A 25,469-nucleotide genomic window follows, 5' to 3' on the forward strand; every position below is an offset into this window, starting at 1 on the left:
ATTGTCATGAATCAAGCATTAAACAATGAATTTACTCCGGACCTTTCTCAACCAGCTCGTTTTGAATTGGCATCTACTCAGCTCGGCATTTTCCTTGCCGATCATTTAAGTTCAATTGAAGATTTATATACCATTGCGCATTGTTTGGAACTACCAAAAACTGTCGATATCCCAACGTTTAAAAAAGCAATTCAGATCGGCTTGAGTGAAGCTGATACGGTCATTGCCTCATATTCATCTGACCCATCTCAACCGTTTATTGAGCTTAATAACCAAGTTCAGTTTCAAATTGAAGAATTTGATTTTTGTCATTTAACGCCTAAAAAAGCTCAGCAACGTTTATGGGACTGGATGCCATCAGATCGTCAATGTGCTAAATCACTTAAAGCGGGTGAATCTCAACTGTTTCGTCAGGTGTTATTTACGACCCATGACAAAGTGTATTGGTATCAACGTTATCACCACATCATGCTTGATGGCTTTAGCATGATTAACCTGACCAAACGTATTGTTGAACTCTATCAACAATTACAAGAAGAAAAAGACCTTTCAGCTTCTCCGTTCATTGGCGTCAATGATGTTATTTCTGAGCGTCAGGCTTATGAAAATAGCAATCAATTTAAAATAGACCAAACTTTCTGGAAAGCATATTGTGAAGATTTACCTAGTCCAGTCAGTTTAAGTACTCATCATTTAGCGGCAAAAACTACAGCGACATTTATTAAGCATCAGCTGCGTTTTTCGACAGGAATTTTAGAGCAGATTCAAGCTTTAGCTGCGCAATCTAAATTAGCTTTGAATGACATGATGATGTCATTGTCATTACATTATATCTACAAAATGACTGATAAAGCTGATTTGGTTAATGGTATTCCATTCATGCGCCGTTTAGGTTCAAAAGCGATTCGCTCAACTTTACCGACGGTAAATGTCTTGCCTGTGAAGTTTAAAGTTGCTGAAAAAGACAGTTGGGTAAGCTTGGCTCAACATGTACAAGAGCAATTACGACAAATTCGTCCACATCAGAAATATGATGCTGAACAAATTTTAAGAGATTTAAATAGTATCGATATTCATGAACGAATGTACGGTCCTATTTTAAACTATAAAGCTTTTGATCAAGATTTGGTGTTAGACGGTGAAAAGGTCAAAACACACCATATTTCTACAGGACCAATTGATGATTTTGAGTTTTCTTTTATTGTTCAAGATCATGAACTCATTATTGAACTACGTGCAGATTCGCAGCGTTATACACAAGATGAACTATTTAACCATGGTCAACGCTTAACTTTATTGCTCGAACAAGCCTTGATTCGTCCAGAACAGGCATGTAGCAATTTTAATATTACGACACCACAAGAGCTTGCTGCCCTAACTCAAAGTGGTATTGGTCCACGTGTTAGCCATCCTGAACAATATAATAATGTTCTAGATATTTTTTATGAGCAAGTTAAGAAGTATCCCGAACGTACCGCCATCGTGAGTGGTGAACGTCCAAATCTTCAGCATCTTAGTTTTGCTGAGCTTGCAGTACAAGTGAATCAACTCACTCGTTTTTTACAAGAAAATGGAGCCAAAAAGCAAACTGTCATTGCTGGAGCTATTCCTCGTTCAATTGACTCAATTGTGGTGATGTTATCCGTACTCAATTCTGGTGCAAGTTTCTTGCCTCTCGATTTAGATTACCCAATCGATCGTATGCAGATGATGTGTGAAGATGCAAATCCATTATTTGTATTAACTACACAAGCTCTTGCACAGCAACTACCACAAAATATTCAGCAGTTATATCTTGATCATGAAGATGTTCAAACACAAATTCGAAAGCAAGATGCGAGTGATATTCCTGCCGAAAATCGTAAATTTGATTTCCAAGACGTCGCTTATGTAATTTTTACCTCTGGAAGTACGGGTCGTCCTAAAGGGGTAATGAATACACATGGTTCTTTACTCAACCTCATTTTGTCACATAAACCAACCATTTACTGGCCAGTATTAGAAGCGGTAAATGAGCGTTTCCCTGAGCGTCCGTTACGTGCAGCGCATACACACTCTTTCTCGTTTGACTCATCTTGGTTGCAAGTTTTCTGGATGTTATGGGGCCAAGAGCTACATATTTTTGATGAAAACATGCGTCGTGATGCATTTGGCTTAGTGCAAGAAATTCAGCAACGACAGATCGATACACTTGATTTACCGCCATCTTTTTGTGCGCAAATGATGACAAACGGCTTATTTGCTGAAAATCAGCATCATCCAAGTCTTATTTTGATTGGTGGTGAAGCTGCACCGTTAGCTTTATGGCAACAGCTGAATGCTCAGCCAGCGCTTTTTGCTCATAACTTATATGGCCCAACAGAATATACGGTTGATACTTTCCGAGCAGAATTAAAACAGACAGCTCGCCCTGTCATTGGCAACCCTATTGGTAATACACAGGCCTATGTACTAGATCGCCACTTGCAACGATGCTCAACTGGTGTCATTGGTGAGCTTTATATTTCTGGTTTTGGGATTGCCAATGGTTATTTAGGTCGCGCTGACTTAAGTTCTGCCCGCTTTGTAGCGAATCCATTTGAACACGGACAGCGCATGTACCGTACGGGTGATTTAGTCCGCTGGAATAGCGCGGGTAAACTTGAATTTATGGGGCGCTGTGATGACCAGATTAAAATTCGTGGTTATCGAGTTGAGATTGGTGAAGTTGAAAATGCACTTTCGATTTTAGCCAATGTTGAAAGCGCAGTCGTGATTGCAGAACCGATTAATAACAGTCATCGTTTACTCGGTTATTGTGTGATCAAAGACATTGAACTCGATGAAAAAACCAGTGAGCAATTAAGTCAACAATATTTAAGCCAGTTACGTCAAAACCTGCCTGAATATATGGTGCCTTCTGCCCTGACTGTTATGTCCGAATTTCCACGAAATGTAAGTGGCAAAGTCGATAAAAAAGCACTGCCAAAGCCTCAAATTCGTACCCATAGCCGAATGGCCGAAACGTCTGAACAACAACTTTTATGTCAAATTACTGCATCTGTTCTTAAGCTTGACGCAATTGGAATTGATGACGACTTCTTTATGACAGGTGGCGATAGTATTTCGGCCATTATGCTTTGTACTCAATTGCGCCAACGTGGTTATGGTTTAAGACCAAGTGATGTATTTCAATTTAAAACAGTCGCCGCTATGGCACCGCAACTCACCCGTTTAGATGAACAACAAGCAGCCGTTTCAAAACCGTTATTTTCAGCGGACCTAGAACAAAAAGTTCAAGAAAAATATGGCAAAAACAGCACTATTTTGCCTTTACTTCCTTTGCAAAAAGGCATGTTGTTCTTATCTCAAGTAGAAAATCAATCGAACTATAATGCCTTTACTCGTCTGAGCTTAAATGGAGATATTGATCCGGTACGTTTACAGCAAGCGTTGATTACCGTATTAAAACGTCACCCGCAACTAGATGGGCATTTTGATAGTGAATTAGCTGAAGAACCTGTTTTTATCTATTCATTACATCCTACTCAAGCTTGGCCAGTTCAGTTTTGTTCGGTCACTCCCGATTTGCTTGAGCAAACCATTCAAGAAGCATTGCAGCAACCGATTCACCTCGACCAACCCTATGGCTTAATTCGGGCAACCTTAATTCAACATGCTCCAGAACAGTCAGAACTATTGATTATGGTGCATCACTTGTTAACAGATGGTTGGTCAACTCCGCTGTTTTTACAAGACTTTATTAAAGCCTATCAGCAAACTAATCAACAATTGCCTGTGCTTGAATATAGTTATGAAACAGTAATTAAAGCTTTATCTGGACGTGACCATGAAACATCAAAAGTAATATGGCAACGTGATTTAGCAGATTTACAGCCACTTATTTTATTTAATCAAGCACAGCAAGCTGTACAGGAAACTTCATATCGTTTAAGTGCTGAGTTGGGTGCGAAACTTCAACACAAATTACGCCAGCAAGGCATCACGCTCAATGTCTTCATGCAAATGATTTGGGCAATGACTTTAAATATTTATGCTCATCGTGAAGATATTGTGTTTGGTACACCTGTTTCTGGGCGTTCAGCACCTATCAATGGTTTAGAGCAGCAGATCGGATTGTTTTTAAATACGATTCCAGTACGTGTAAAGCTCAACATGCAGCAAACACTTTGGGAACAATTGACTCAGTTACAACAATTACATGTTGAACATTTAGAACATGATGGTTTGGGTCTGGGTGCAATTCAGCAATTAGTGGGACAAGGCAATCTTTTCGATAGTTTGTTAGTCGTAGAAAACTACCCTGATAACCAGTATTTACAGCAAAAACTGGGCGATGCTGCTATTTCTAAACTCACAAATCGTGGTTATAGCCATTACCCGCTTGCTTTGTTAGTTATTCCTGATCATCAAATTGAGCTATTACTTGAACAGCGTGGTGTAATTGATCAACCTGAACATTTCTTAGAGCGAATGGTTCAATTGATTGAAATTGCATTAAATGAACCAGAGACTTCTCTAAGTCATTATCGCTTACAACTGGCCGAAGAACGCGATTTAATCCAGAAAACGAATCAAACCCAATACTATGTTCGCCAGAGCACATTACAGCAATTACTCAGAGAACAAGCTCGAATTACGCCTGAACAAACGGCGTTATCAGATGAAAATCATCAGCTCAGTTTCAGTGAAGTGCGTTTGCAAGTTTGTGCTTTAGCACAGCAATTACAAAGTGCAGGTGTACAGGCTGGAGATATTGTTGCAGTTGCCCTACCAAGATCAGTCAAATTGAGTATCGCTATTTTAGCGGTGATTGAAGCAGGTGCAGCTTATTTACCTATTGATTTACAACATCCGTCTGAACGCATCAAATTTATGTTGCAGGATGCCAAATCTAAACTTGTGATTGGTGAACAAAAAGATCTAGCTGCTATTGCCCATCCATCAATAGCCACCTTTGCTTTTAATGAATTGTTTGATGAAACAAAGGTTGATTTAAGCAGCTATAAAACGACAGTCATTACCCCACAGCATCCGGCCTATTTAATCTATACATCGGGTACAACAGGTCAGCCAAAAGGCGTCATGGTTTCTCACCAAGCCATTGTGAACCGTATTTTATGGATGCAATCAGAATATCCACTGTCAGCCAACGATACGATTTTGCAAAAAACGCCATGCACTTTTGATGTTTCAGTATGGGAGTTTTTCTGGTCATATTTAGTAGGTGCACGATTGGTTATGGCACCTGTAGATGCACACCGTGATCCATTGGCATTATTAAGTTTTATTCAAAAATATCAGGTAACAACATTACATTTTGTACCGTCGATGTTGGCTGTTTTTGAAAATGCTGCTACCGAAATTTTGTCATCTGCTCAACGTCAAAGTTTGCCAATCCGCCGAGTGTTTTGTAGTGGTGAGGCGTTACCAACGGCTTTAGCAAAATCATTTACCGAGCACTTTAGCTGTGAGCTACACAACTTATATGGCCCAACGGAAGCTGCGGTAGATGTGAGTTATATGGATGCAACACTGGGATTACATTCGCAAGAAAGTAGCGTTGCGATTGGATATCCAGTCTGGAATACCCAGCTTTATATTTTAGATCAATACTTACGCCCTGTTCCTGTTGGAGTGGACGGTGAGCTTTATTTAGCAGGCCATCAACTGGCCATGGGTTATTTGCATCGAGCGGACTTAACAGCAACACGTTTTGTGGCAAACCCATTCGCAGCAGGTCAACGCATGTACCGAACTGGTGATATTGCCCGATGGCATGCAGACGGCAGTATTCAATATGTGGGTCGTGCTGATGACCAGTTAAAGATACGTGGGCAACGTATTGAATTGGGTGAAATTGAACAGAAATTACGCTTACTCAGTGGTCTTGATGTTGTTGTACATCCTATTTCTTCTGAGCAAAATAAAGCTGATGTTCAGTTGGTTGCTTACCTGCAAACAACAGTACCTGTGGACATCGATCAGTTAAAGAAACAATTGGCGAAACAGCTTCCTGCATATATGGTGCCGACACACTATGTGTTAGTTGAGAAATTCCCATTAAGTCATAATGGTAAGCTGGATCGTAAAGCACTGCCGCAACCGCAACTTAATCTTTCAAATACAGAAAAACAGTACGCCACCACTGCTTTTGAACATGAACTAACACGTATTTTCCAGCAAATTTTAAATACAGATCAGAATATTGGTGTTAACGAAGATTTCTTTGCCATTGGTGGGCATTCCATTTTGGTGATGAAGCTTGCAATTGAAATCCGAAAAGTATTTAAGCGGTCCATTCCAATTGGCCAGTTGATGAGTCATGTCACGATTCAACGTTTAGCAGCTTTACTTCTTACACAAGAACGTCTGGCAGAAGTTGAACAAACTGGCATGCAGCCTATTTTACCCATCCGTTCCGGCTCTGGGCATCCATTGTTCTGCTTCTACCCCGGTTCTGGTTCGGCATGGCAATATACGGTTCTGAATCGTTATTTGCATTCTGATTTACCCATTATTGGATTGCAGTCACCTCGACCAGATGGCCTATTGGCAAATAGTACTGATATGGACGAATTGGTTGAAAAACAACTTGAGATTATTCGCAAGCAACAACCAACAGGACCTTATACCTTACTAGGTTATTCACTGGGGGGCACTGTAGCTTATGCAGTTGCAGCGAAGTTAACTGAACAAGGTGAAAAAGTTGATTATCTCGGCTTGTTAGACACTTACCCTGCTGAAATTCATCAGTGGTTAGATTTGTCGGTAGAAGAAATGAATGCTGAAGCTGAACAAGAACAGCTTCAATTCTTCAATGATATTTTAGCCGATGCAGATACGGCATTAAGTGAGGAAACCCGCCGTTTACAAGAGGATATTTTTGCGAACTATCGCGATGCGGTACGTTTATTAAAACCGTATAAAATGCCGAACTTTGATGGTGAACTACACTTAGTTGTCGCTGAAAAAGACTTGCTGCCGTATATTCAACCAGAACAACAATGGTCGCCCTTAGTTAAAAAACTCAATATTGTTCGACTAAGCGAAGCGGACCATACCGAGATATTGTCTCCGAAGCAGCTTGAAACACTTGGCCCGATTTTAAACCGCATGATTTGTCAGGCGCGCGGTTTAGAGGAGCACACGCCATGAGCTTCAAATCTATATTGACCGATTTTAGTCTTTTAAAACGTAATGCTCATTTCCGACATGTATTTATTGCCCGCACATTGTCATTGTTAACCATTGGCATGTTGGTCGTGGCTATTCCAAAACAGGTCTATGACATTACGGGTAACTCGCTTAACGTTGCCGTCGCAATGGCTTTTGAAGGCATAGCCATGTTTATTGGCTTGTTACTTGGTGGTTTGCTGTCAGATCGCAAAGACCGAAAATGGCTAATTTTATTGGCACGTGGTGTGTGTGGTTTAGGCTTTGCTGGCCTTGCCATCAACGCCATGTTTGAGCACCCTTCGCTCTATGCGATTTATTTTTTATCGGCATGGGATGGTTTCTTTGGTGCACTGGGTGTAACAGCAATGATGGCGATCATGCCTGTGATTGTAGGGCGCGAAAATATTGTACAAGCTCGTGCGATCAGTATGGTATCCGTACGTCTTGCAACCGTTATTTCACCAGCAATCGGCGGTATTTTAATTGCTGCTAGCGGTGTTGCAACCGTATATTGGGTCTCAACCGTGGGTACTTTACTTACTGTATTTTTATTGATGGGGCTACCTGCGCTTAAACCGCAACATGCATCAAATGGTGAGAGTCCTCTTCGTCAATTAGCTCAAGGGTTTAAATTCGTTTTTAAAAATAAAGTGGTTGGTAGCACCATTTTAATTGGAACACTGCTCAGTTTTAGCAGTGCTATTCGAATCATTTTTCCGCAAATGGCAGATGAAATTTTTCACGGCGGCGCATTTGAACTCGGACTTATGTATTCGGCCGTGCCTTTAGGCTCAACTTTAGGCGCATTACTGAGTGGATGGACAACAAAGTTACTCAAACCCGGCTTAGGCATGCTCTATACGTGCTTAGGTGTTTTTAGTTGCATGATTATGATTGGGCTTTCACCTTGGCTCATAGTGACTTTGCCCATTTTATGTGTATTTGGATATTTGATGTCGATTGCCAATTTGCTTCAATACAGCATTGTGCAAGGACATACGCCTGATGAATATTTAGGGCGTATTAATTCAATCTGGCTTGCACAAGATGCGTTAGGCGATTCGATTGCCACTACAACTTTGGGTCTTTTAACTCGGTTTTTACCAATATCAGGAAGTATCCTCTTCTTTGGCATATTAAGCTTTGCAGTAGGATTTATGTTCTTATTCAACTCTCAAGATATGCGTGAAACAGGCTTCCAAGATCCTAAGTTACAAGAAAATTAAACCCTAAATAAAAAGAAGGCAATTCGTTGCCTTCTTTTTATTTTAAGAAGAATTTCGTATCTGAAAAACCCAAGTCATAATATGGTCTTGTTCTATAGCCCAGCCACCTTGATATTGTTCCAAGAGTTGATAACGTTGCTGAATTTCTGGCAAAAAACTTAGCGTTAATGTCTGATTTTTTAAATTAATATCAACGATAGATGCTTCTAAGAAATCAATATATTGCTTTGCAGTGGGATAAACCGCTTTATATAGACTTTCTTTTACAGAGAAAATTAAACTCACATAACGGGCAAAATCAAAAAACTCAGCCGCTTTACCTTTCCATAAATCAAACTCAGATGGCGTTAAAATAAGATGTGCACTCTCTTGAGCAAATTCTGAGGTCACCCAATGCTCGATATCAATTCCCAAATAAATCGCATTATTAGATAACGCAACAATTAACTTACTTTGTGAGTGACTAATGCTCCCCAAAACATGAGTTGGCCAAATGGGTAAAGGTTCGTGCATCGAGGTTATTGGCTGATCTAAACAGAAATGATGATTTAAAACAGCCTGAGCTAATACCCTGCCACATAAGTATTCATTTTTACGTTCGACACGCGCTTGAGCAATTTTTAGGGGATGATCTAATTGTTGGTCTATATGTAATTGTTGTGTTTTTGATAAATCTAGACCATAACAAAATAGCTCGGATGAAAAAAAAATAGGACTCGAGATTTCATAAATTGATGTACTGATTTGTTCAGGAATATATAGATAATGACTCACTGTATTCAACTTCAAAATAAATATTTTTAATGAGTTATCTCCTATCTTAACTTACTCACCACGAATAGGTAAATAATTATATTTATCATTTGATAATAATTATTATTTGCTTATACTGTTGGGTAAATTTTGCCTTTAATTTACTTATAAACATCGATTATGAAACTTATAGGACTTTTTTTGACTCTGTTGGGAGCGGTCAGTATCTATTGTAGTCATAGCAACCAAAATCTGTTGTCTCAACATCTTCCTACTTTCTTTAAGTATTTGGGTCTATTGCTATTAGGCATTGGATTTATTGCGCTTTTTGCAAGCTTACCAAAAGTTGTTGCCGCTTTTTGTTGGTTCATGCTCATCATTTTTGCGTGGTCGTTTCTTCCGTTTATGGCGCTTTTTAAACGGAAACTGATTTCATGAAAGTTAAAATTCAGTCTCCGATCCAGCCAGACTGGTGGAGTAAAACTTTTGCTGGTGGTGTTTTTGGTCTAAGTCTTTCTATCGCTATTGGTAATTTGATTGTTTTATTAGGCCAACCTTATGTTGCCATGGATTTATTGGTGCAAGTGGGTATGTGGAGTGTTCCTTGGGTTTGGATGCCGATTATGTTTGCTAGTTATTTTTTTACGACTGGACGAAAAGCGCTTATCTATTTATTGATTGCGAATGCCCTAGCGTATAGCTGTATTTTTGTCTTACGGGGTTAAACATGAAAGTACGTTCAGACATCATGAAATTAGCAAAAAGCATGCATACTTGGGTGGGTGTATGTGCTGGGATTTTGCTTTTTATCTGTTTCTTTGCTGGTGGGCTCAGCATGTTTCAGCACCATATTAGTAAGTGGGCTACGCCAACACAGCAAGTTTTACCGAAAGTCTCACCCGATCAATATAATGAGCTTATTCAAAAAGTACAGACTGCCTATCCTGCTGCGCAAAAGAACTTCACACTAAATTTATCGTCCAATGAATTTCACTATGCACCCATTACGTGGAGTGAACATGAACGTGGCGATGGTTTTAATGCTGCTCAGTCTACGTGGATGGCAAGCTTAGATAACAACGGCGAGTTAATTGTTGCTCAAGAAAACTTATCTAAAGCAGGCTGGCTAATTGAACAGTTGCATGAAACAGCAGGCATACCGGGCATGGCAGGCCATCACGGATTAGGTCTCTATGTGATGGGCGTGGTTTCAATTTTATATTTTCTTGCCCTGCTTTCAGGATTGATCATACTTTTACCAACCTTGGTAAAGGATTATTTTGTTATTCGGCCTGGCAAAAATAAAAAGCGTTTTTGGTTAGATGCGCATAATGTGATTGGAATTACCAGTTTACCGTTCCACATCATTATTAGTATTAGCGTTATTGTCTTTGCTTTTCATGACCTTTTTTATGATGCGATTGGACAACTTGCACTCAAAGGGCAGCCTGTTTTTCAGCGTTCTCCGCCTGCACTTATTCAGCCTAAACAAACACAGATTGATGTGCAGCAAATATTAGCTCAAGCTAAAAAAGTAGCGCCTGAATATTCAGTTGACTATATCCAGTTCAGTGGCCTAGACAAACCTGAAAAAGCCAATGCACGTATTGCCCTGTATAGTTCAGATCAGATGTTGCGCGGTGCAAATCATGACTTTATGCGTATGAATCCATATGCAGTTGAGCACTTTAATCATAAAGGTATTAACACACAGACTGATGCTGGGAATAAGTTAATCAACGCCATGTTTAGTCTACATTTTGGAAGTTTTGGTGGTACGGGCGTACGCTGGATTTATTTTGTGTTAGGTGTCGGTGGCGCTTTCCTATTTTATACAGGTAACATCCTTTGGGTTGAAACTCGTGCACGTAAGCAAAAGCGTGCTGAAGATCCAGTTCCTGTTCAACGTAAAGATGTAGTGTTCCTTGCGAACTTAACGATAGGTGCATGTTTAGGGTGTGTTTTAGCTGTCGTAGGTACAATGTTGGCCAGTCGTTGGCTTTTCGCAGCGCTTAACATTGAAAGCATGAATCACCTCTTTATGTATGGTTATTATGCGATTTTCCTACTGAGTTTGATTTATACCTTTGTGATTGGCTATGCAAAAGCTTTACCACAACTGCTGTTAACCTTGGTTTTAGTGTTATTTGCGATTCCGCTTACATCCCTTTTAGCTTACTTCATTCCTCAAAGTGGCCTATGGGTACATGGCGGAGAAATCTTAGTAGTTGATTTCTTAGCTATCATTTTTGCTTTCGCTTTCTGGCGTTTTTATCAACAAGCCCAAGATCGCCGAAAATCTGCTCCAACGGGTAGTTTATGGGCTAGCTAACCACCATAAATCAATATGGCTGAAATAATGTGTGAAATATGAAAAATTATAAAATCCACATTGTTTTGGTCAGTTGTTTAATTTCCTGAATATCATGACTCACATAAATCATCGGAATTTTTATTTCCTCTTTTACCTTCTGAAAAAAAGGAATAATTTCAGCTTTATGATTCGCATCTAGTGCTGATAATGGCTCATCAAGGAGTAACAGCTTAGGTGAATATAATAATGCTCGACCCAGTGCCACACGTTGTTTTTCACCACCTGAAAGTTTGATGGGCATACGTTGTAATAAGTGCCCTAACTTTAATAATTCAATAATGTAATCTGCTTCAAAGTGACGCTCTTGTTGGGACAGGTGCTTAAGACCAAATAATAAATTTTGCTTTACCGTTTTATGCGGAAAAAGCTGAGCATCTTGAAAAACCAATCCAACATGCCGCTTTTGGGTACTCAAGTTAATGTTTTGATCTGAATCAAACCATGTTTGATCCTGTATCTTAATGAGTCCACTATGCGGTGTGTTCAACCCTGCAATGGCATGTAAAATCGATGTTTTACCTGACCCAGAGGCACCAAATAATCCAATAACAGCAGCATCTGACTGGAAACTAGGTTCAATTTGAAATTGACCCATTTGTAACTGAAAACGGCAATCAATCAACATAACCTTACCGCCCTAAACGCTTTTTTTGATACCGATGAAACCACTGTGCAAACCATAATGCTAAAAAAGCCACACTTAATGATAAAACAATAAGCCGTTGAATAGCGGCTTCTGTATCGGGTTGTTGCATCAAGCTATACATGGCTAAAGGCAAAGTACGTGTTTCATTTGAAATATTACCCACAAAGGTAATGGTCGCACCAAACTCACCTAAACTACGGCAAAAACACAAAATAGCACCAATTAAAATGCCACTGCTGGCAAGAGGTAAAGTGACATGAAAAAATGCCCCTAAAGATGAGGCACCTAATGTCTTTGCTGCCATTTCTAAACGCTGATCGACCAGTTCAATCGCTAGACGAATAGATTGCACCAATAACGGGAAACCCATTACTGCTGAAGCAAGAACGGCACCTTTCCAGTTAAATGCAAAATCAATTCCGAGCGGTGCTAAATATTGTCCAATAATGCCGTGGCTACCAAATACCTGTAATAACAAATAACCAGGAACAACTGGTGGTAGTACTAAAGGTAAAAACACCAATGTTTCAATGAATGACTTACCCCAGAACTCTTTACGTGCCAGAAACCACCCCACACAAATTGCAGGAATAATGCTGACCACAAGACAACTTGCTGCAACCTTACAAGAAAGTTGCAGAACGCTGAGTTCTTCTGGGGTTAAAGAAAACATCATGGTTTAACTGGAGCTAGCGCACTAAAGCCATATTTTTTAAAGACTGATTTGGCTTGGTTGCTTTGTAAAAATTGATAAAACTTTGCTGAGTCAGGATTCTTTTTAACCATCCCTATAGGATAAATAATTGGCGAATGCGTATTTATCGGAAATACACCAACTACTGTTACATCTTTACTAATCGCTGCATCGGTTGCATAGACAATGCCAACCTGACATTCACCACGCGCAACAAAGTTTAATGCCGCTCGAACATCTTCTGTTTCAACTAACTTCGGCTCAATACGACTCCACCAACCTAAATTGGTAAAAGCTTGTTTAGCATATTTGCCTACAGGCACACTTTTGGTATCCCCTGTACAAATCTTGCCTGTAAATACTTTATTGGGATCGGTGGTTTTATCTAGTTTTACTTTTAGTGACTGACCTTTAGGGGTAATTAAAACCAGACGGTTGCCTAATAAATTTATACGGTCATTTGCTGCAACTAATTTTTTATTTTGCAGATAATCCATCCACAGGGTATCTGCTGAAATAAAAATATCTGCCGGTGCCCCAGCTTCAATTTGTTTCGCTAATGTCGATGAGCCTGCATATGAGGTTTTAACTTCTACTTTATTTTGTTTTTCGTAAATTTTTTCTAAATCGTTAATTGCATTGGTTAAGCTCGCTGCTGCATAAACGGTAACCGATTCAGCCTTAGCGGGAACATTAAATACCAATCCTATACTGAGCACTGAACAGGCTAAAGCCAAATTTTTTATCTTCGTATCACTTACCATTATGTTTACCTTTTTGTCGTTTTTTGCAGCGATATATACCCAAGAATATAGCGATAACCATAGACGATGAAAAGTAGAAATTATTTATAAAGATAGATATTTTTTCTGAGCAATTAAAAACCTATAGTTAAGCAAAACTGATTCACGCTTAAATTCTTTGATTTATAAAATAATTCTCATCTTATTTCTTTAAATAGCTATTCATAATTTGATAGTCATGTTCTAAGGCTTGTCGAGCATTGATTTCCATTTGGCGGTAATGCTCTAAGACTTTCTGGCCCAAAGCTGTAACGGCTGCCCCACCTCCATGTGTTCCGCCTGTTTGAGTTTCAACTAAAGCTGTTTCAAAGCACTGGTTCATGGTGTCTACCAGCTGCCATGCACGGCGGTAACTCATATTCATAGATTTTGCGGCTTGTGAGATCGAACCAGTTTTCTCAATTGCTTCAAGTAAGTCTGCCTTACCCGGTCCAAATGCAATGTTCTGCTCTAAAAGAATTCTAATCTGTAGTTTTAAATTTTGTTCTTTCATAGACTTAGTTCACAAAAGTTTATTTTATGCTCGCTAACATTATAGGTAAGTTTAACAAGCTAAGACATATACAAATTTAAATCTCGATTAGCTCTTAAAAATAGTCTTATTAAAAAATCAAAACTGCACAAAGTGGATAAAGATCTGGAAAAAACGGATAGATGGCAAAGCCTAATCGCGGTTCAATCAGGTAAAAGCTGAATGAATAGGATTGAGCAAATGACCTCATCTAATTTAAAACAATGGAATGATTTTGTAGATGGATGTATCGACTTCCGTCCTAACGATGGCGTGTTTCGTATTGCACGTAATATGTTTACTGAGCCTGAACTATTTGACTTAGAAATGGAACTTATTTTTGAAAAGGTTTGGATTTATGCATGTCACGAAAGTGAGATTCCAAACAATCATGATTTCCTAACAGTTCAAATTGGTCGTCAACCGATTATTGTAAGCCGTGATGGTAAAGGCGAATTACACGCGATGGTCAATGCTTGTGAGCATCGTGGCGCGACCTTAACACGCGTTGCCAAAGGCAACCAGTCAACCTTTACATGTCCGTTCCATGCTTGGTGTTATAAGTCAGATGGCCGTTTGGTGAAAGTCAAAGCACCTGGTGAATATTGTGAAGATTTTGATAAATCAAGCCGTGGCTTAAAACAAGGCCGTATTGCCAGCTACCGTGGATTTGTGTTTGTAAGCCTTGATACTCAAGCAACAGATTCTCTAGAAGACTTTTTGGGCGATGCCAAATTGTTCCTTGATTTAATGGTTAACCAGTCGCCAACAGGTGAACTCGAAGTACTTCAAGGCAAGTCATCTTATACCTTTGCAGGTAACTGGAAACTACAAAATGAAAATGGCCTAGATGGTTACCATGTAAGTACTGTTCACTATAACTATGTTTCTACAGTCCAACATCGCCAACAAGTCAATGCATCAAAAGGTGAAGAACTCGATACGCTTGACTACAGCAAGTTAGGTGCCGGTGACTCAGAAACCGACGATGGCTGGTTTAGTTTCAAAAATGGTCATAGCGTATTATTTAGTGACATGCCGAACCCAACAGTTCGTCCGGGTTACAACACAGTTATGCCGTATATGGTCGAAAAATACGGCGACAAATATGCTGAATGGGCAATGCATCGTTTAAGAAACTTGAATTTGTACCCTAGCCTATTCTTTATGGACCAGATTAGCTCACAGCTTCGTATTGTTCGTCCTGTGGCATGGAATAAAACCGAAGTCATTAGTCAATGTATTGGTGTTAAAGGTGAATCTGCTGAAGCGCGCCGTAACCGTATTCGCCAGTTCGAAGATTTCTTTAACGTATCAGGCCTTGGTACACCAGACGATTTAGTTGAATTCCGTGAACAGCAAAAGGGTTTCCAAGCACGACTTGAACGTTGGAGCGATATTTCTCGCGGCTGTCAGTCTTGGGAATACGGTGCAACCAAAAACTCACTAGATTTAGGCATTCAACCCGTCATTACTGGCCGAGAGTTTACCCACGAAGGACTCTACGTAAACCAGCATGGACACTGGCAACGTCTAATGCTCGACGGATTAAACAAGAAAGCATTAAAAATGCAAGATATTACTTTTGAAAACAATGCCCTAATGGATGAGGTGTAACCATGTCACAAGAACTAAATTTTGCTGTATCTCAGTTTTTGTACAAAAAAGCAGAACTTTGTGATGCTTATGACTGGGATGCCTATCTAGAGCTTTATGATGAAGATAGTGAATATCATATTCCACAGTGGATTGATGACCATAACTATGTTCAAGATCCAAATCAGGGTTTGTCTTATATTTATTATGCAGACCGTACAGGACTTGAAGACCGTGTATTCCGTATTCGTACAGGAAAAGCTGCGTCTGCAACACCATTACCACGTACGTTACACAGCATGAATAACATTCGAGTTAAAACACTGGATGATGGATTAATTGAAGCAAAAGTTGCATGGCAAACGCTGTATAACCGTCAAGGATTAGAAGGTTGTTTTTACGGACACGCTACTTATCTTTTACGCCAAACAGCAGATGGTTTCCGTATTCGTCGTCAGCACAGCATTTTGCTGAATGACAAAATTGATTCCGTTTTAGACTTCTATCACGTTTAAGGGGAATGAAAATGGGACATTCAGTTGCACTTAACTTTGCCGACGGCAAAACCTTTTTCATTTCGGTAAATAACGACGAATTGTTGCTTGATGCAGCAGTTCGCCAAGGAATTAACCTACCGCTAGACTGCCGTGAAGGTGTTTGTGGTACCTGTCAGGGACAATGTGAAACTGGTCTTTATGAACAAGAATATGTTGATGAAGATGCATTAAGTGAGCGTGATTTGGCTGAGCGCAAAATGTTAGCTTGCCAGACGCGCGTGAAATCCGATGCAGCTTTTTATTTCGATCATGATTCTGCGATCTGTAACGCTGGTGATACTTTAAAAATTGAAACCAAAGTGACTGCGGTTGAGCTGGTTTCTGAAACAACAGCAATTTTGCATCTTGATGCGAGCAGTCACGCTGAACAGCTTCAGTTCTTGCCGGGTCAATATGCTCGTTTGCAAATTCCAGATACTGAAGACTGGCGTTCTTATTCTTTTGCAAATAGACCAAACGCAACCAATCAATTGCAGTTTTTAATTCGTCTTTTGCCAGATGGTGTGATGAGTAATTATTTGCGTGATCGTTGTCAGGTCGGACAAACCCTACTTATTGAAGCACCGCTTGGTAGTTTCTATTTACGTGAAGTACAGCGTCCACTGGTTTTTGTGGCAGGTGGAACAGGATTATCCGCATTTTTAGGAATGCTTGATAACTTGGTCGAGCAGCCTAACTCACCTGCCGTTCAGTTGTACTACGGCGTAAATAATGAAACTGACTTGTGTGAACAACAACGTTTACATGCCTACGCGGAGCAGCTACCAAACTTTAGTTATCACCCGATTGTGACTAAAGCAACTGAAACATGGCAAGGCAAAGCAGGCTATATTCATGAGCACTTGAATAAAGATCAACTGGCCGAGCAAGCTTTTGATATGTATTTATGTGGCCCACCGCCAATGATTGAAGCCGTTAAAAATTGGTTAGATGAGCAAGCTCTGCAAAACTACCGTATCTACAGCGAGAAATTTTTACAGAGCAATACCTCACGTTAAAAGTATAAATAGCTTAAAAACTACTAAACCTGAAATGATTCAATATACTCTTATAAGGGGTATATTGAATTTTTGCATTTAAATTAAAAGCTTTTATATATCAATAATATAAAATAATGAATTCCGACAAAATAAATTGACCAGTTCGCACGGATTTGTTATAAATTTTGATAGATCTTAAGGAATAAGATCATGATGAGATTAAGTTATAGCACCTTTTATATCCCCCTATTCTATTTCTCGAATGTATTAAATTGATGGACAAAATCCGACGTAAAAGTTTGAGAAAATCACAATAACTAGCGGTTAGATTGGTCTATATCTTGCTTATATCTCATTGTATTTTACGCTTAACTTAATTTTTAAGTGCCGTATTTACTTATTGTACAGTGAAAGTTTAAAACTTTTGCAACATAGGTAAATACAGGAGTGAGCCAAAAGGGATAAATATGAACCAAGCCAACTCCCACGAACTCAATGGACGTCATTTTCAAAATGAGTCTATCTTTACCAATCATAATTTGGTGTTCGATCACCACGATTTAAGCGAAACCTGCCGCAATGTAGGCCAAATTTTTAAACCGCATGATCTTAAAATCTCTCATCAGAAGCGAGATTTCAGTGCAACTATGCACCATGTTAAAACAGGCGCATTGTCTATTAGCCGCTTGGAATATGGCGCGGATGTCATTATTGAACCAGATCATCTGGATAATTTTTACTTAATTCAGATTCCAACTCAAGGCTATGCAGAAATCGAGTTTGGTTCGCAAAAGTTTATTTCTTATTATCAAGTTGCCTCTCTTATTTCACCTCAGCAATCTTTACGTATGCGCTGGCATGCGAACTCACCCCAGCTTATTCTAAAAGTGTCAAAGGATGATTTTACTTACCATTGCCGTCAACATATTGCTGATCCAGAAAATAACTTACTCATTTTTGACCCTAAATTAGATTTTTCTACCCAAGGTGGAGCCTATTTTTTACAGCTCGTTCGAACATTAATGGATGCTTTAGCATGTGATCAGCACCCGCTCCATTATCCATTAGCCTTTAAACAATTTGAGTCAAATTTGTTTAATGCGCTCATTTATGGTCAACCCAATAACGCATTACATAAGCTTGATCATTATAAAGAAAAAACAGTCTCTCCTTATTTCGTGAAGCGTACAGAAGCCTATATTAAAGAACATTTACATGAGCCGCTTAATGTCGAAATTTTGGCTGAACATGCAGGCGTGAGTGTGAGAACACTATTTACTGGTTTTAAAAATTACTTGGGGACAACCCCAATGTCTTATCTAAAGGAATTACGCTTTGAACAAGCTCATTTAGAACTCATGCATAATGAAAATCTATCGGTCACAGACGTTGCATTTAAATGGGGATTTACTCATTTAGGCCGTTTTTCACAAGAGTATAAACGCCGTTATGGTGAGTTACCTTCGTCTACTCGCCGATCTGGACAGAGTGAAGGGTCAGGCATCATTACTTCAATTTTTTCTTAAAACAAATAGAGAAAAGCCTTTTATATTGATTGATCTAAAAGGCTTTTTTTATGGCTTAAAAATGATGAACATAGCGAACTTGTAGTCGCGTACCTTCTGGGCGGTTTTCAGCATCTTGCTCAAAATAAGCATTTGCAACCAAGTGATCATTTTTAGAAAAACTATACATCGCACCCGGACCAATCGCCCACACTTGCTCACGTCGACCTTTAACTTTTTCACCATCGACTTCGGTGTCAGTGATTTGTTTTAGCCAATAGCCATTTAGTCCCAAGCGGAACTGTTCAGTAATGGCATAGTCTGTTGCGAAGTTTGCATGAATTGCTTGCCCTGCCTGCATATCATTTGCTCCAGAAAAGGCATAGCTTGGGTCATCATTTTTAAAGTTATAGAGATAATGGATACGTGTTGACGCAGTCCATTTGGGATTAAACCAATATGTTGCAGCCCAATAAGGATCAAATGAAACGGCGTTATTACCTGGGTTAATATCTTTTTGCTGGTCGTATTCGCCAGTAGGTAAATTCACTTGAAACTCAAAACGATGTACAAACTTCGGTCCTTGTGCGCCCATGACTGGATCGAACTGAATAAAAGGTCCGATCATAATGTCCCCAAAGCCACTTTGGGCTTTAATTGCCGCATTATTCAAGCCTTCATCCATGTCCATTTTGCTGACAAAAGGAATTAAAAAATTCATACCTAGGCTGGCTTTATCTTTTACTCGGACATTTGATAAATAACTAATCTGCTCAACCAATACTTGATAATTTAAATCTGTTTTAGGTAAACCGAGTTTTTGTCCATTGGCATCAACCAGTTTATTGCTATCATAATTTTGAAAATAGGTTTGAGCATACCAGCCAGGCCCTGCAGGTAATCCGCCATCGAGAAAGCTGGTCATGCCTAAATTTACGGTCGGTAAATCATAGGCATGTGTAACCAATGGCAAACCCAACAATGTCCCTGCTAAAAATCCATGTTTAATTAAAGTGCTTTTCATCTACTTATTTCCTATAAAAAATCACGACCGGATTGATCGTGATTGTGGTGAATTAACCTGCTAATTCTGGATGCTCAGCGGCAATCCGATACTTTCCTGCGTGGAATACCAATGGTTCACCTTGACGCTGTTGGTATTGTTCAATTTGACCAATAAAAATCAGGTGATCTCCGCCTTCATACTGATTTACATTGCGACAAACCAAGGTTGCGAGTGCATCAGTCAAAATTGGAACGCCAGCATTGCATTGTTGATGGGCAATGCCTGCAAATTTGTCTTCGGCACCTCGAGCAAAATGCCCCGAAAGCTGATGATGCTCTTGTGCCAACATGTGAATAGCAAAATATTCAGCTTCTACAAAATCAGGCAAACTTGGCGCCGTTTTTGAAAGGCTCCACAAAATTAATGGCGGATCTAACGACAGAGATGAAAATGAATTGGCTGTCATACCTATTTTCCGGCCATCTTTACCACGAGTGGTAATCACGGTAACGCCAGTTGCAAACTGACCAAGCAAATTACGAATTTCCCTTGGGTTTTCGGCATTAATCGCTTGTAAAGCTAAAGTGTCAATTGTGTCCATTTTTAAAACTCCCTTTGATATTTTGACCTTAGGCCACTTTTGCTGTGTTTTTTGAAGCTAAGAATGCCTGAGCTTGATCTGCATCAAACCACCACGGAGCAAAGGCGCGTGGGTCATCAAAGTTATTGGCCATAATTGAAGCAATGCTCTGGTTTTGGCTTGCAGCTGCTAGGAGTTCAACGACATGAGGCTCTGGTGGTAATAACAAGCTATTGGTCCAAGCCACGACTTTTTCTGCATAAGCCCAATAGCGTTCAAAAGTTTGAACCATCCATTGTTCGCTAAAGCTTTGATTATCATTGGCTAAAATGGCATCAAAATAGATCTTGCTACACTTAGCCGCATTGTTTGAGCCTTGACCGGTAATTGGATCATTGACCACTAAGGCATCTGCCATGCCAAAAATCTTTTTGCCAGACGGTAAGGTTAAAACGGGCTTACGTACCGTCGGCGGGAAACGCCCTGCCAAATAACCACCAGCATCAGTTAATTCAACATTTGCGCAGCGTTCATATTCCCAAGGCACAAATTTCTTGAGTAAGTCCAGACTACATTGCAGGTGCTGTTCTGGTGTTTTCACATCTTGCCAACAGTCCATTGGCCCATTTGGAATACCTTCAAATACCATAATGTCGCAAGGCCCATTGATGGTTAGTGCCGGAAATGAAAAGTATTCCCCGACTTCAGGAATAATGTTAAAAGTCACACGTGAATAAGGTGAAATTGGCTTCATGTTTTTGACGTAGGTCAAAGCCAAAGCGCGCTGCGGTTTATCAAAAAGACTTCGTACATCATCACGTTCAAACTGTTTAACAACTTCACCTTTACCAGCGGCGAGCAATACAAGCTCGTAGTCGTTTGCGAGTTGTTCTAATTCTTCTATTCCTACATCTTGAATCACCAATCGACCGCCACGGCGTTCAAATTCTTCCATCCAATATGGCATTTTGACGCGTTGATCGACCGATTGAGCGTAGCGCTCAAGACGAGCGCTCCATTCAAATGCTTTACTACCATTTTCAGGATTAACTAAAGCTAGCCCAATGCCTTCTACTGCTGGACATTGTTCTTCCCAGAAATTTAGTCCCAAGTCACGTTCAGTTTGTAAAGCGGTATGAAACATACACTGGCTTGACATGACTTTACCTTGACGGATTTCATCGGCAGTTCGATTGGTGACCATGGTTACGTCATATCCTGTATCTAATAAGCCTAAACCAAGCTGTAAACCAGACTGTCCTGCTCCAACAATTGCAATACGGCGCATAATATTCTCCATAATTTTCTAAATGTGCTTTTAAAACGCTGTGCTATTCAGCTAAACGTGGAATAGCGGGCTGTAATCCTTCAGGGCCCATCACTGAATAGCCACCGTCGACCGCATAATCTGCTCCGGTGACAAAACTGGCAGCGGATGACAATAAAAACAAAACAACATTGGCGACTTCTTCGGGATGACCCAATCGACCTAGTAAGTGATAATCGGCTGCCACGCTATCGGCCTTTTCACGGTTATTACCGCTGACTTCTGCAATGACACGAGACCATGTCCAACCCGGAGAAACCGAATTGACGCGAATACCATCGGCAGCAAAATCCATTGCCATGCTTTGTGTGAGTTGACGTATCGCGGCCTTAGAAACCGGATATAACCAGCGTCCTGTTTGTGCCACTTTGGCTGAAATGGAAGTAAAGTTAACAATTGAACCTTGTTGCTTTTTTAGGTCATTGTATAAAGCACGGCTCAGCTCAACTGTAGAGACCAGATTAATATCGAGTGCTTGTAACCAATCCTGACGTGAAGATTTAAAACCGTCATCTAAGTAGGTACATGCCAGATTGACCAAGTAACTCACTTCACCTAAATGTTGGTGAATATCCGCCACAGCTTGTTGGATAGCCACATCGCTGGTTAAATCGGTTTGAATAAACATCACGCCATGGTTAAAGCTTTCGGCAATCGCCTTACCTTTGGCATCAATATCTAAGATAGCGACATGAGCACCTGCACTCACCAAGGCTTGTACAACAGCTTTACCAATCAGTGTTGCACCGCCGCTCACCACAGCAACTTTTCCTTTTAAATCTATATTCATTGCAGATACTCCTTAATTGACTGGCTTGCCTTCACTACTTGACCAAGATGGCATCAACGTATTGGAAGGAAGATCTTCATCAAGAAGTTTTCGCGCTGTCTCGACACCTGCAACTGGTAAGCCTGTTGGGTCTAATAAACCAATTTGAACGAGCACCGATGCTTGGTCCCAGTAAATATGCTCATGGCACAGCTTTGAACCTCTGAACTGAATTACACCTAACATTGGAATTTCGACATATTTACCAGTCGGTTTTACACCCGGTAATAACCAGTCAATTTCAGCGTCGTGGGTAAAGCTCATAATGAACTCGTCTACCACTTGCGTTGAGCCAACCGTACGAGAGATCGAAGTGATCTTCATATCTTTTGGGTTTTGATGAACAAAGTGATACTGATAAAAACGAGCAAGCTGGCTTTGGCCTACCCCACCAGTTAACGTTGGAATATGGTTGACATAAGGTTCTGCGACCATTGTTGCCATGGTTGCTGGTACGTCACGTGTATCGAACTCATGACGAATATGCTCTTCCCAGAGTGCGACTAGGTCATATTTCGGTCCAATCGTGTCATGTAGAGCTGTTACTGTACGCTCGTGAGCAAAGCGTGCTGAAGGTTTGTGGTAATGATTGCTTTTTGGTCGTGCAAAGGCATGATCAACGCCTTCGTAAACATAAGCTTGTACATTTGAATATCGGTTAGCTGCATCGACAATCGTTTGTCTCGCATCTGGCGGTGTAAATTGGTCCAGTTCTGCAATATGTAAAACCAAACGTCCTTTTATATTGGCTAACTCATCTAACGCTTTTTCAATGCCTACACCGTAATAACCTACAGCACATGCCACTTCCGAAAGTCGACAACCCGCAAGATAAGCAAGCTTTCCACCCAAACAGTACCCCACCACACCGAGGCCTGTAGAGGAGTCACATTCTGGTCGAGTCTTTAAAAAAGCTAAGCTGTCCTGAATATCTTCAACCCCAAGATTTTCATCATATTGCTGATAAAGTTCAAAAGCTTTTTGAAAATCATCTGGTGTATAACCGAGTTCGATATTAGGTGCTACACGCCAAAATAGATCAGGAACTAAAACGGTATAGCCTTCTTCTGCAAGAAAATCTGCCTTTTCCCGCATTGCTGCATTCACTCCAAAGATTTCCTGACAAAGCACCACACCAGGTCCTTTTCCTGTTTCTGGTGTCGCTAGATATGCACTGAACTGCTTTCCAGATGCAGTTTTAATTTGAATGGTTTGACCAGCCATAGTGTCAACTCCTGACATTGTTATGGCTTTATCTTCTATCTGAAATTTTTTTTAGACTGTCCAAAAGCTGCAAGCATTATCCAATCTCTGCGCAATTATCAAAATCAATCAAACTGGATAAAAATCAAAAACAAAGAAACATCTATATTTCAAAAACTTAAATTAAAAAATTAAATTACTGCTTTTTATCTAATTTGGAAAAAATGGATGAAGATTAGGACTTATTGGATAGTGAAGACTGGCTAAAAATAGTTCAATCAAAGATACAGGTTTTGTAACGAATACATTGAATTACTCAGGGAATTAAATAATTTTAAGAAGGAATACATATGAAAACGATAGATGCGAATACGATTATCAATCGCGAAAAACTGTCTCCCTTACAGTGGGTAGTTTTTATTCTAGGCTTTTTTGTCTTTTTCTGTGATGGTCTAGACACAGGAATTATTGGTTTTGTTGCTCCGGCATTACTAGATGACTGGGGAATTACCAAGCCTCAACTTGCACCAGTTTTAAGTGCTGCTTTAGTCGGCATGTCGATCGGTGCAATCATTTCTGGGCCTCTGTCCGATAAGTTTGGCCGCAAAGGCGTTATTGTTTTTACAAGCCTTTTGTTTTCCATATTTACCATTTTGTGTGGCTTTGCTAATTCAACCCAAGACTTAATGATTTATCGCTTTATTACAGGTGTTGGTTTAGGGGCAGCTATGCCGAATATCAGTACTATTGTCTCAGAATATATGCCTGTAAAACGTAAAGCATTCCTTACAGGTCTTGCTGGCTGTGGATTTATGCTAGGTATTTCGTGCGGCGGTGTGCTGTCAGCTTATCTATTAGAAAGCTATGGCTGGGCTAAAGTGATTATTATTGGAGGAAGTATTCCCCTAATTTTAGTGGTTGTTTTATTACTTAAATTACCTGAATCAACGCAATACTTAATTACACGTCATCAACAAGATAAAGCACAGCGTATCTTAGAAAACATTCAAGGTCATTCTTTTCAAGAGCCTGTAAAACTTGTTTTAACTCAAGCAGAAACTGCATCGGATGAAAATCCGTTTAAAGTAGTTTTAGGAAAATATCTTTGGGGTTCAAGCATGCTTTGGCTCTGCTGTTTTACTAGTCTTTTGGTGTTCTATCTTTTAACAAGCTGGATGCCAACGATTTTAAAAACAGCAGGTTTCAGTACCCAACAGTTTAGTTTAATTGCCGCGATTTTCCCTTTTGGTGGTGTAATTGGCGCAACCATTATGGGATGGTACATGGATAAACTGAACCCAACTACAGTTATTAAATATTCATATCTGATTGCTTTCGCCCTATTCATTGTTGCAGGTTTGGTGGGCTCAAATATTTTCTTATTGGGTCTTACTATTTTCTTAATTGGTGCTTTACTCGCTGGTGCACAGTCTTCATTACTGCCACTTGCAGCTATGTTCTATCCAGCAGTATGCCGCGCGGTTGGTGTTTCATGGATGCATGGTATTGGTCGTATCGGTGCAATTTTAGGCGCTTTCTTTGGCTCGCTCATTTTCACTTTCAGCCTAAGCTTAAGCGGTATTTTCTTTATTCTAGCAATACCAACCTTCATCTCATTTATTGCACTTAGCCTAAAAGTAATTTATGAGAAATCTAAACACAAACAGGTGTTAAAGCTCGAAGAAAGTCTATAAATATTA

At 39.9% G+C, this 25,469-nt stretch carries 19 protein-coding genes; 9 read left to right on the forward strand and 10 right to left on the reverse strand.

Going from position 1 to position 25,469, the window contains the following annotated elements:
- Positions 1-6 precede the first annotated feature (6 nt).
- Together ACG59Z_RS05955 and entS are read left to right on the forward strand one after the other, a co-directional pair.
- Complete coding sequence (locus ACG59Z_RS05955; protein WP_400198382.1) at positions 7-7,158, forward strand: amino acid adenylation domain-containing protein; 7,152 nt, start codon at positions 7-9, stop codon at positions 7,156-7,158.
- Positions 7,155-8,405, forward strand: coding sequence for an enterobactin transporter EntS (gene entS / locus ACG59Z_RS05960; RefSeq protein ID WP_400198383.1), 1,251 nt, complete (start codon positions 7,155-7,157; stop codon positions 8,403-8,405). The genes ACG59Z_RS05955 and entS overlap by 4 nt, the downstream gene beginning before the upstream one ends.
- 42 nt (positions 8,406-8,447) lie before the next feature.
- Here entS and ACG59Z_RS05965 read toward each other — a convergent pair whose 3' ends face one another.
- The gene (locus ACG59Z_RS05965) at positions 8,448-9,179 is read right to left on the reverse strand and encodes a 4'-phosphopantetheinyl transferase (RefSeq protein ID WP_400198385.1); all 732 of its coding nucleotides are present in this window, start codon (positions 9,177-9,179) and stop codon (positions 8,448-8,450) included.
- 413 nt (positions 9,180-9,592) lie between these two features.
- On the opposite strand from ACG59Z_RS05965, the gene ACG59Z_RS05970 reads away from it, so the two are divergent.
- Together ACG59Z_RS05970 and ACG59Z_RS05975 are read left to right on the forward strand one after the other, a co-directional pair.
- Positions 9,593-9,883 (forward strand): hypothetical protein, encoded by a 291-nt coding sequence (locus ACG59Z_RS05970; RefSeq protein WP_400198387.1) that lies wholly within the window; start codon positions 9,593-9,595, stop codon positions 9,881-9,883.
- Between the two features lie 2 nt (positions 9,884-9,885).
- Entirely contained in the window at positions 9,886-11,490 is a 1,605-nt protein-coding gene (locus ACG59Z_RS05975) for a PepSY-associated TM helix domain-containing protein (RefSeq protein ID WP_400198388.1), read from the forward strand.
- A 46-nt stretch (positions 11,491-11,536) separates the two neighbouring features.
- Here the strand turns inward: ACG59Z_RS05975 and ACG59Z_RS05980 are convergent, their stop codons facing one another.
- The 4 genes from ACG59Z_RS05980 to ACG59Z_RS05995 all read right to left on the reverse strand — a co-directional run bounded on the left by ACG59Z_RS05980 (position 11,537) and on the right by ACG59Z_RS05995 (position 14,168).
- Positions 11,537-12,157, reverse strand: coding sequence for an ATP-binding cassette domain-containing protein (locus ACG59Z_RS05980; RefSeq protein WP_400198390.1), 621 nt, complete (start codon positions 12,155-12,157; stop codon positions 11,537-11,539).
- 4 nt (positions 12,158-12,161) lie between these two features.
- Positions 12,162-12,854 carry a molybdate ABC transporter permease subunit gene (modB, locus tag ACG59Z_RS05985; RefSeq protein WP_209048072.1) on the reverse strand — a complete coding sequence of 231 codons (693 nt, stop codon included), beginning with the start codon at positions 12,852-12,854 and terminating at the stop codon, positions 12,162-12,164.
- Positions 12,851-13,636, reverse strand: coding sequence for a molybdate ABC transporter substrate-binding protein (gene modA, locus ACG59Z_RS05990; RefSeq protein WP_400198392.1), 786 nt, complete (start codon positions 13,634-13,636; stop codon positions 12,851-12,853). The genes modB and modA overlap by 4 nt, the downstream gene beginning before the upstream one ends.
- Before the next feature lie 181 nt (positions 13,637-13,817).
- A complete protein-coding gene (locus tag ACG59Z_RS05995; RefSeq protein WP_400198394.1) occupies positions 13,818-14,168 on the reverse strand; it encodes a winged helix-turn-helix domain-containing protein in 351 nt (116 codons plus the stop codon).
- Between the two features lie 219 nt (positions 14,169-14,387).
- Here ACG59Z_RS05995 and antA point away from each other — a divergent pair, with 219 nt between their 5' ends.
- From antA to ACG59Z_RS06015, 4 genes are all read left to right on the forward strand, one after another.
- Positions 14,388-15,803 (forward strand): anthranilate 1,2-dioxygenase large subunit, encoded by a 1,416-nt coding sequence (gene antA / locus ACG59Z_RS06000; protein ID WP_400198395.1) that lies wholly within the window; start codon positions 14,388-14,390, stop codon positions 15,801-15,803.
- A gap of 2 nt (positions 15,804-15,805) precedes the next feature.
- Positions 15,806-16,297, forward strand: a complete 492-nt coding sequence (antB, locus tag ACG59Z_RS06005) for an anthranilate 1,2-dioxygenase small subunit (protein WP_004701688.1) — start codon at positions 15,806-15,808, stop codon at positions 16,295-16,297.
- A gap of 5 nt (positions 16,298-16,302) precedes the next feature.
- Entirely contained in the window at positions 16,303-17,337 is a 1,035-nt protein-coding gene (antC, locus tag ACG59Z_RS06010; RefSeq protein ID WP_151962782.1) for an anthranilate 1,2-dioxygenase electron transfer component AntC, read from the forward strand.
- A gap of 449 nt (positions 17,338-17,786) precedes the next feature.
- A complete protein-coding gene (locus tag ACG59Z_RS06015) occupies positions 17,787-18,845 on the forward strand; it encodes an AraC family transcriptional regulator (protein ID WP_272308253.1) in 1,059 nt (352 codons plus the stop codon).
- 55 nt (positions 18,846-18,900) lie between these two features.
- Here the strand turns inward: ACG59Z_RS06015 and ACG59Z_RS06020 are convergent, their stop codons facing one another.
- Genes ACG59Z_RS06020 through ACG59Z_RS06040 form a run of 5 tightly spaced genes read right to left on the reverse strand, consistent with a single transcriptional unit; the run spans position 18,901 to position 23,790 of the window.
- The gene (locus ACG59Z_RS06020) at positions 18,901-19,848 is read right to left on the reverse strand and encodes a transporter (protein ID WP_272308252.1); all 948 of its coding nucleotides are present in this window, start codon (positions 19,846-19,848) and stop codon (positions 18,901-18,903) included.
- Positions 19,849-19,900: 52 nt separating this feature from the next.
- Entirely contained in the window at positions 19,901-20,431 is a 531-nt protein-coding gene (locus tag ACG59Z_RS06025) for a flavin reductase family protein (RefSeq protein WP_207293938.1), read from the reverse strand.
- Between the two features lie 28 nt (positions 20,432-20,459).
- Positions 20,460-21,698 (reverse strand): styrene monooxygenase/indole monooxygenase family protein, encoded by a 1,239-nt coding sequence (locus ACG59Z_RS06030; protein ID WP_400198401.1) that lies wholly within the window; start codon positions 21,696-21,698, stop codon positions 20,460-20,462.
- A 43-nt stretch (positions 21,699-21,741) separates the two neighbouring features.
- The gene (locus tag ACG59Z_RS06035; protein ID WP_207293940.1) at positions 21,742-22,527 is read right to left on the reverse strand and encodes an SDR family oxidoreductase; all 786 of its coding nucleotides are present in this window, start codon (positions 22,525-22,527) and stop codon (positions 21,742-21,744) included.
- A gap of 12 nt (positions 22,528-22,539) precedes the next feature.
- Positions 22,540-23,790, reverse strand: a complete 1,251-nt coding sequence (locus ACG59Z_RS06040) for a dienelactone hydrolase family protein (RefSeq protein ID WP_400198403.1) — start codon at positions 23,788-23,790, stop codon at positions 22,540-22,542.
- A gap of 329 nt (positions 23,791-24,119) precedes the next feature.
- Between ACG59Z_RS06040 and ACG59Z_RS06045 the strand changes: the two genes are divergently transcribed.
- Entirely contained in the window at positions 24,120-25,463 is a 1,344-nt protein-coding gene (locus ACG59Z_RS06045; protein ID WP_400198405.1) for an MFS transporter, read from the forward strand.
- Positions 25,464-25,469: the final 6 nt, after the last annotated feature.

Source organism: Acinetobacter sp. ABJ_C1_1 (assembly GCF_044684115.1).
In the GTDB taxonomy this organism is placed as follows: Bacteria; Pseudomonadota; Gammaproteobacteria; order Pseudomonadales; family Moraxellaceae; genus Acinetobacter; species Acinetobacter nosocomialis_A.

What these genes read in the sequence shown, in the direction of transcription:
- ACG59Z_RS05955 (WP_400198382.1), top strand. Translation starts at nt 7, where the DNA reads ATGAATCAAGCATTAAACAATGAATTTACTCCGGACCTTTCTCAACCA.
- entS (WP_400198383.1), top strand. Translation starts at nt 7,155, where the DNA reads ATGAGCTTCAAATCTATATTGACCGATTTTAGTCTTTTAAAACGTAAT.
- ACG59Z_RS05970 (WP_400198387.1), top strand. Translation starts at nt 9,593, where the DNA reads ATGAAAGTTAAAATTCAGTCTCCGATCCAGCCAGACTGGTGGAGTAAA.
- ACG59Z_RS05975 (WP_400198388.1), top strand. Translation starts at nt 9,886, where the DNA reads ATGAAAGTACGTTCAGACATCATGAAATTAGCAAAAAGCATGCATACT.
- ACG59Z_RS05980 (WP_400198390.1), bottom strand. Translation starts at nt 12,157, where the DNA reads ATGTTGATTGATTGCCGTTTTCAGTTACAAATGGGTCAATTTCAAATT.
- modB (WP_209048072.1), bottom strand. Translation starts at nt 12,854, where the DNA reads ATGATGTTTTCTTTAACCCCAGAAGAACTCAGCGTTCTGCAACTTTCT.
- modA (WP_400198392.1), bottom strand. Translation starts at nt 13,636, where the DNA reads ATGGTAAGTGATACGAAGATAAAAAATTTGGCTTTAGCCTGTTCAGTG.
- ACG59Z_RS05995 (WP_400198394.1), bottom strand. Translation starts at nt 14,168, where the DNA reads ATGAAAGAACAAAATTTAAAACTACAGATTAGAATTCTTTTAGAGCAG.
- antA (WP_400198395.1), top strand. Translation starts at nt 14,388, where the DNA reads ATGACCTCATCTAATTTAAAACAATGGAATGATTTTGTAGATGGATGT.
- antB (WP_004701688.1), top strand. Translation starts at nt 15,806, where the DNA reads ATGTCACAAGAACTAAATTTTGCTGTATCTCAGTTTTTGTACAAAAAA.
- antC (WP_151962782.1), top strand. Translation starts at nt 16,303, where the DNA reads ATGAAAATGGGACATTCAGTTGCACTTAACTTTGCCGACGGCAAAACC.
- ACG59Z_RS06015 (WP_272308253.1), top strand. Translation starts at nt 17,787, where the DNA reads ATGAACCAAGCCAACTCCCACGAACTCAATGGACGTCATTTTCAAAAT.
- ACG59Z_RS06020 (WP_272308252.1), bottom strand. Translation starts at nt 19,848, where the DNA reads ATGAAAAGCACTTTAATTAAACATGGATTTTTAGCAGGGACATTGTTG.
- ACG59Z_RS06025 (WP_207293938.1), bottom strand. Translation starts at nt 20,431, where the DNA reads ATGGACACAATTGACACTTTAGCTTTACAAGCGATTAATGCCGAAAAC.
- ACG59Z_RS06030 (WP_400198401.1), bottom strand. Translation starts at nt 21,698, where the DNA reads ATGCGCCGTATTGCAATTGTTGGAGCAGGACAGTCTGGTTTACAGCTT.
- ACG59Z_RS06035 (WP_207293940.1), bottom strand. Translation starts at nt 22,527, where the DNA reads ATGAATATAGATTTAAAAGGAAAAGTTGCTGTGGTGAGCGGCGGTGCA.
- ACG59Z_RS06040 (WP_400198403.1), bottom strand. Translation starts at nt 23,790, where the DNA reads ATGGCTGGTCAAACCATTCAAATTAAAACTGCATCTGGAAAGCAGTTC.
- ACG59Z_RS06045 (WP_400198405.1), top strand. Translation starts at nt 24,120, where the DNA reads ATGAAAACGATAGATGCGAATACGATTATCAATCGCGAAAAACTGTCT.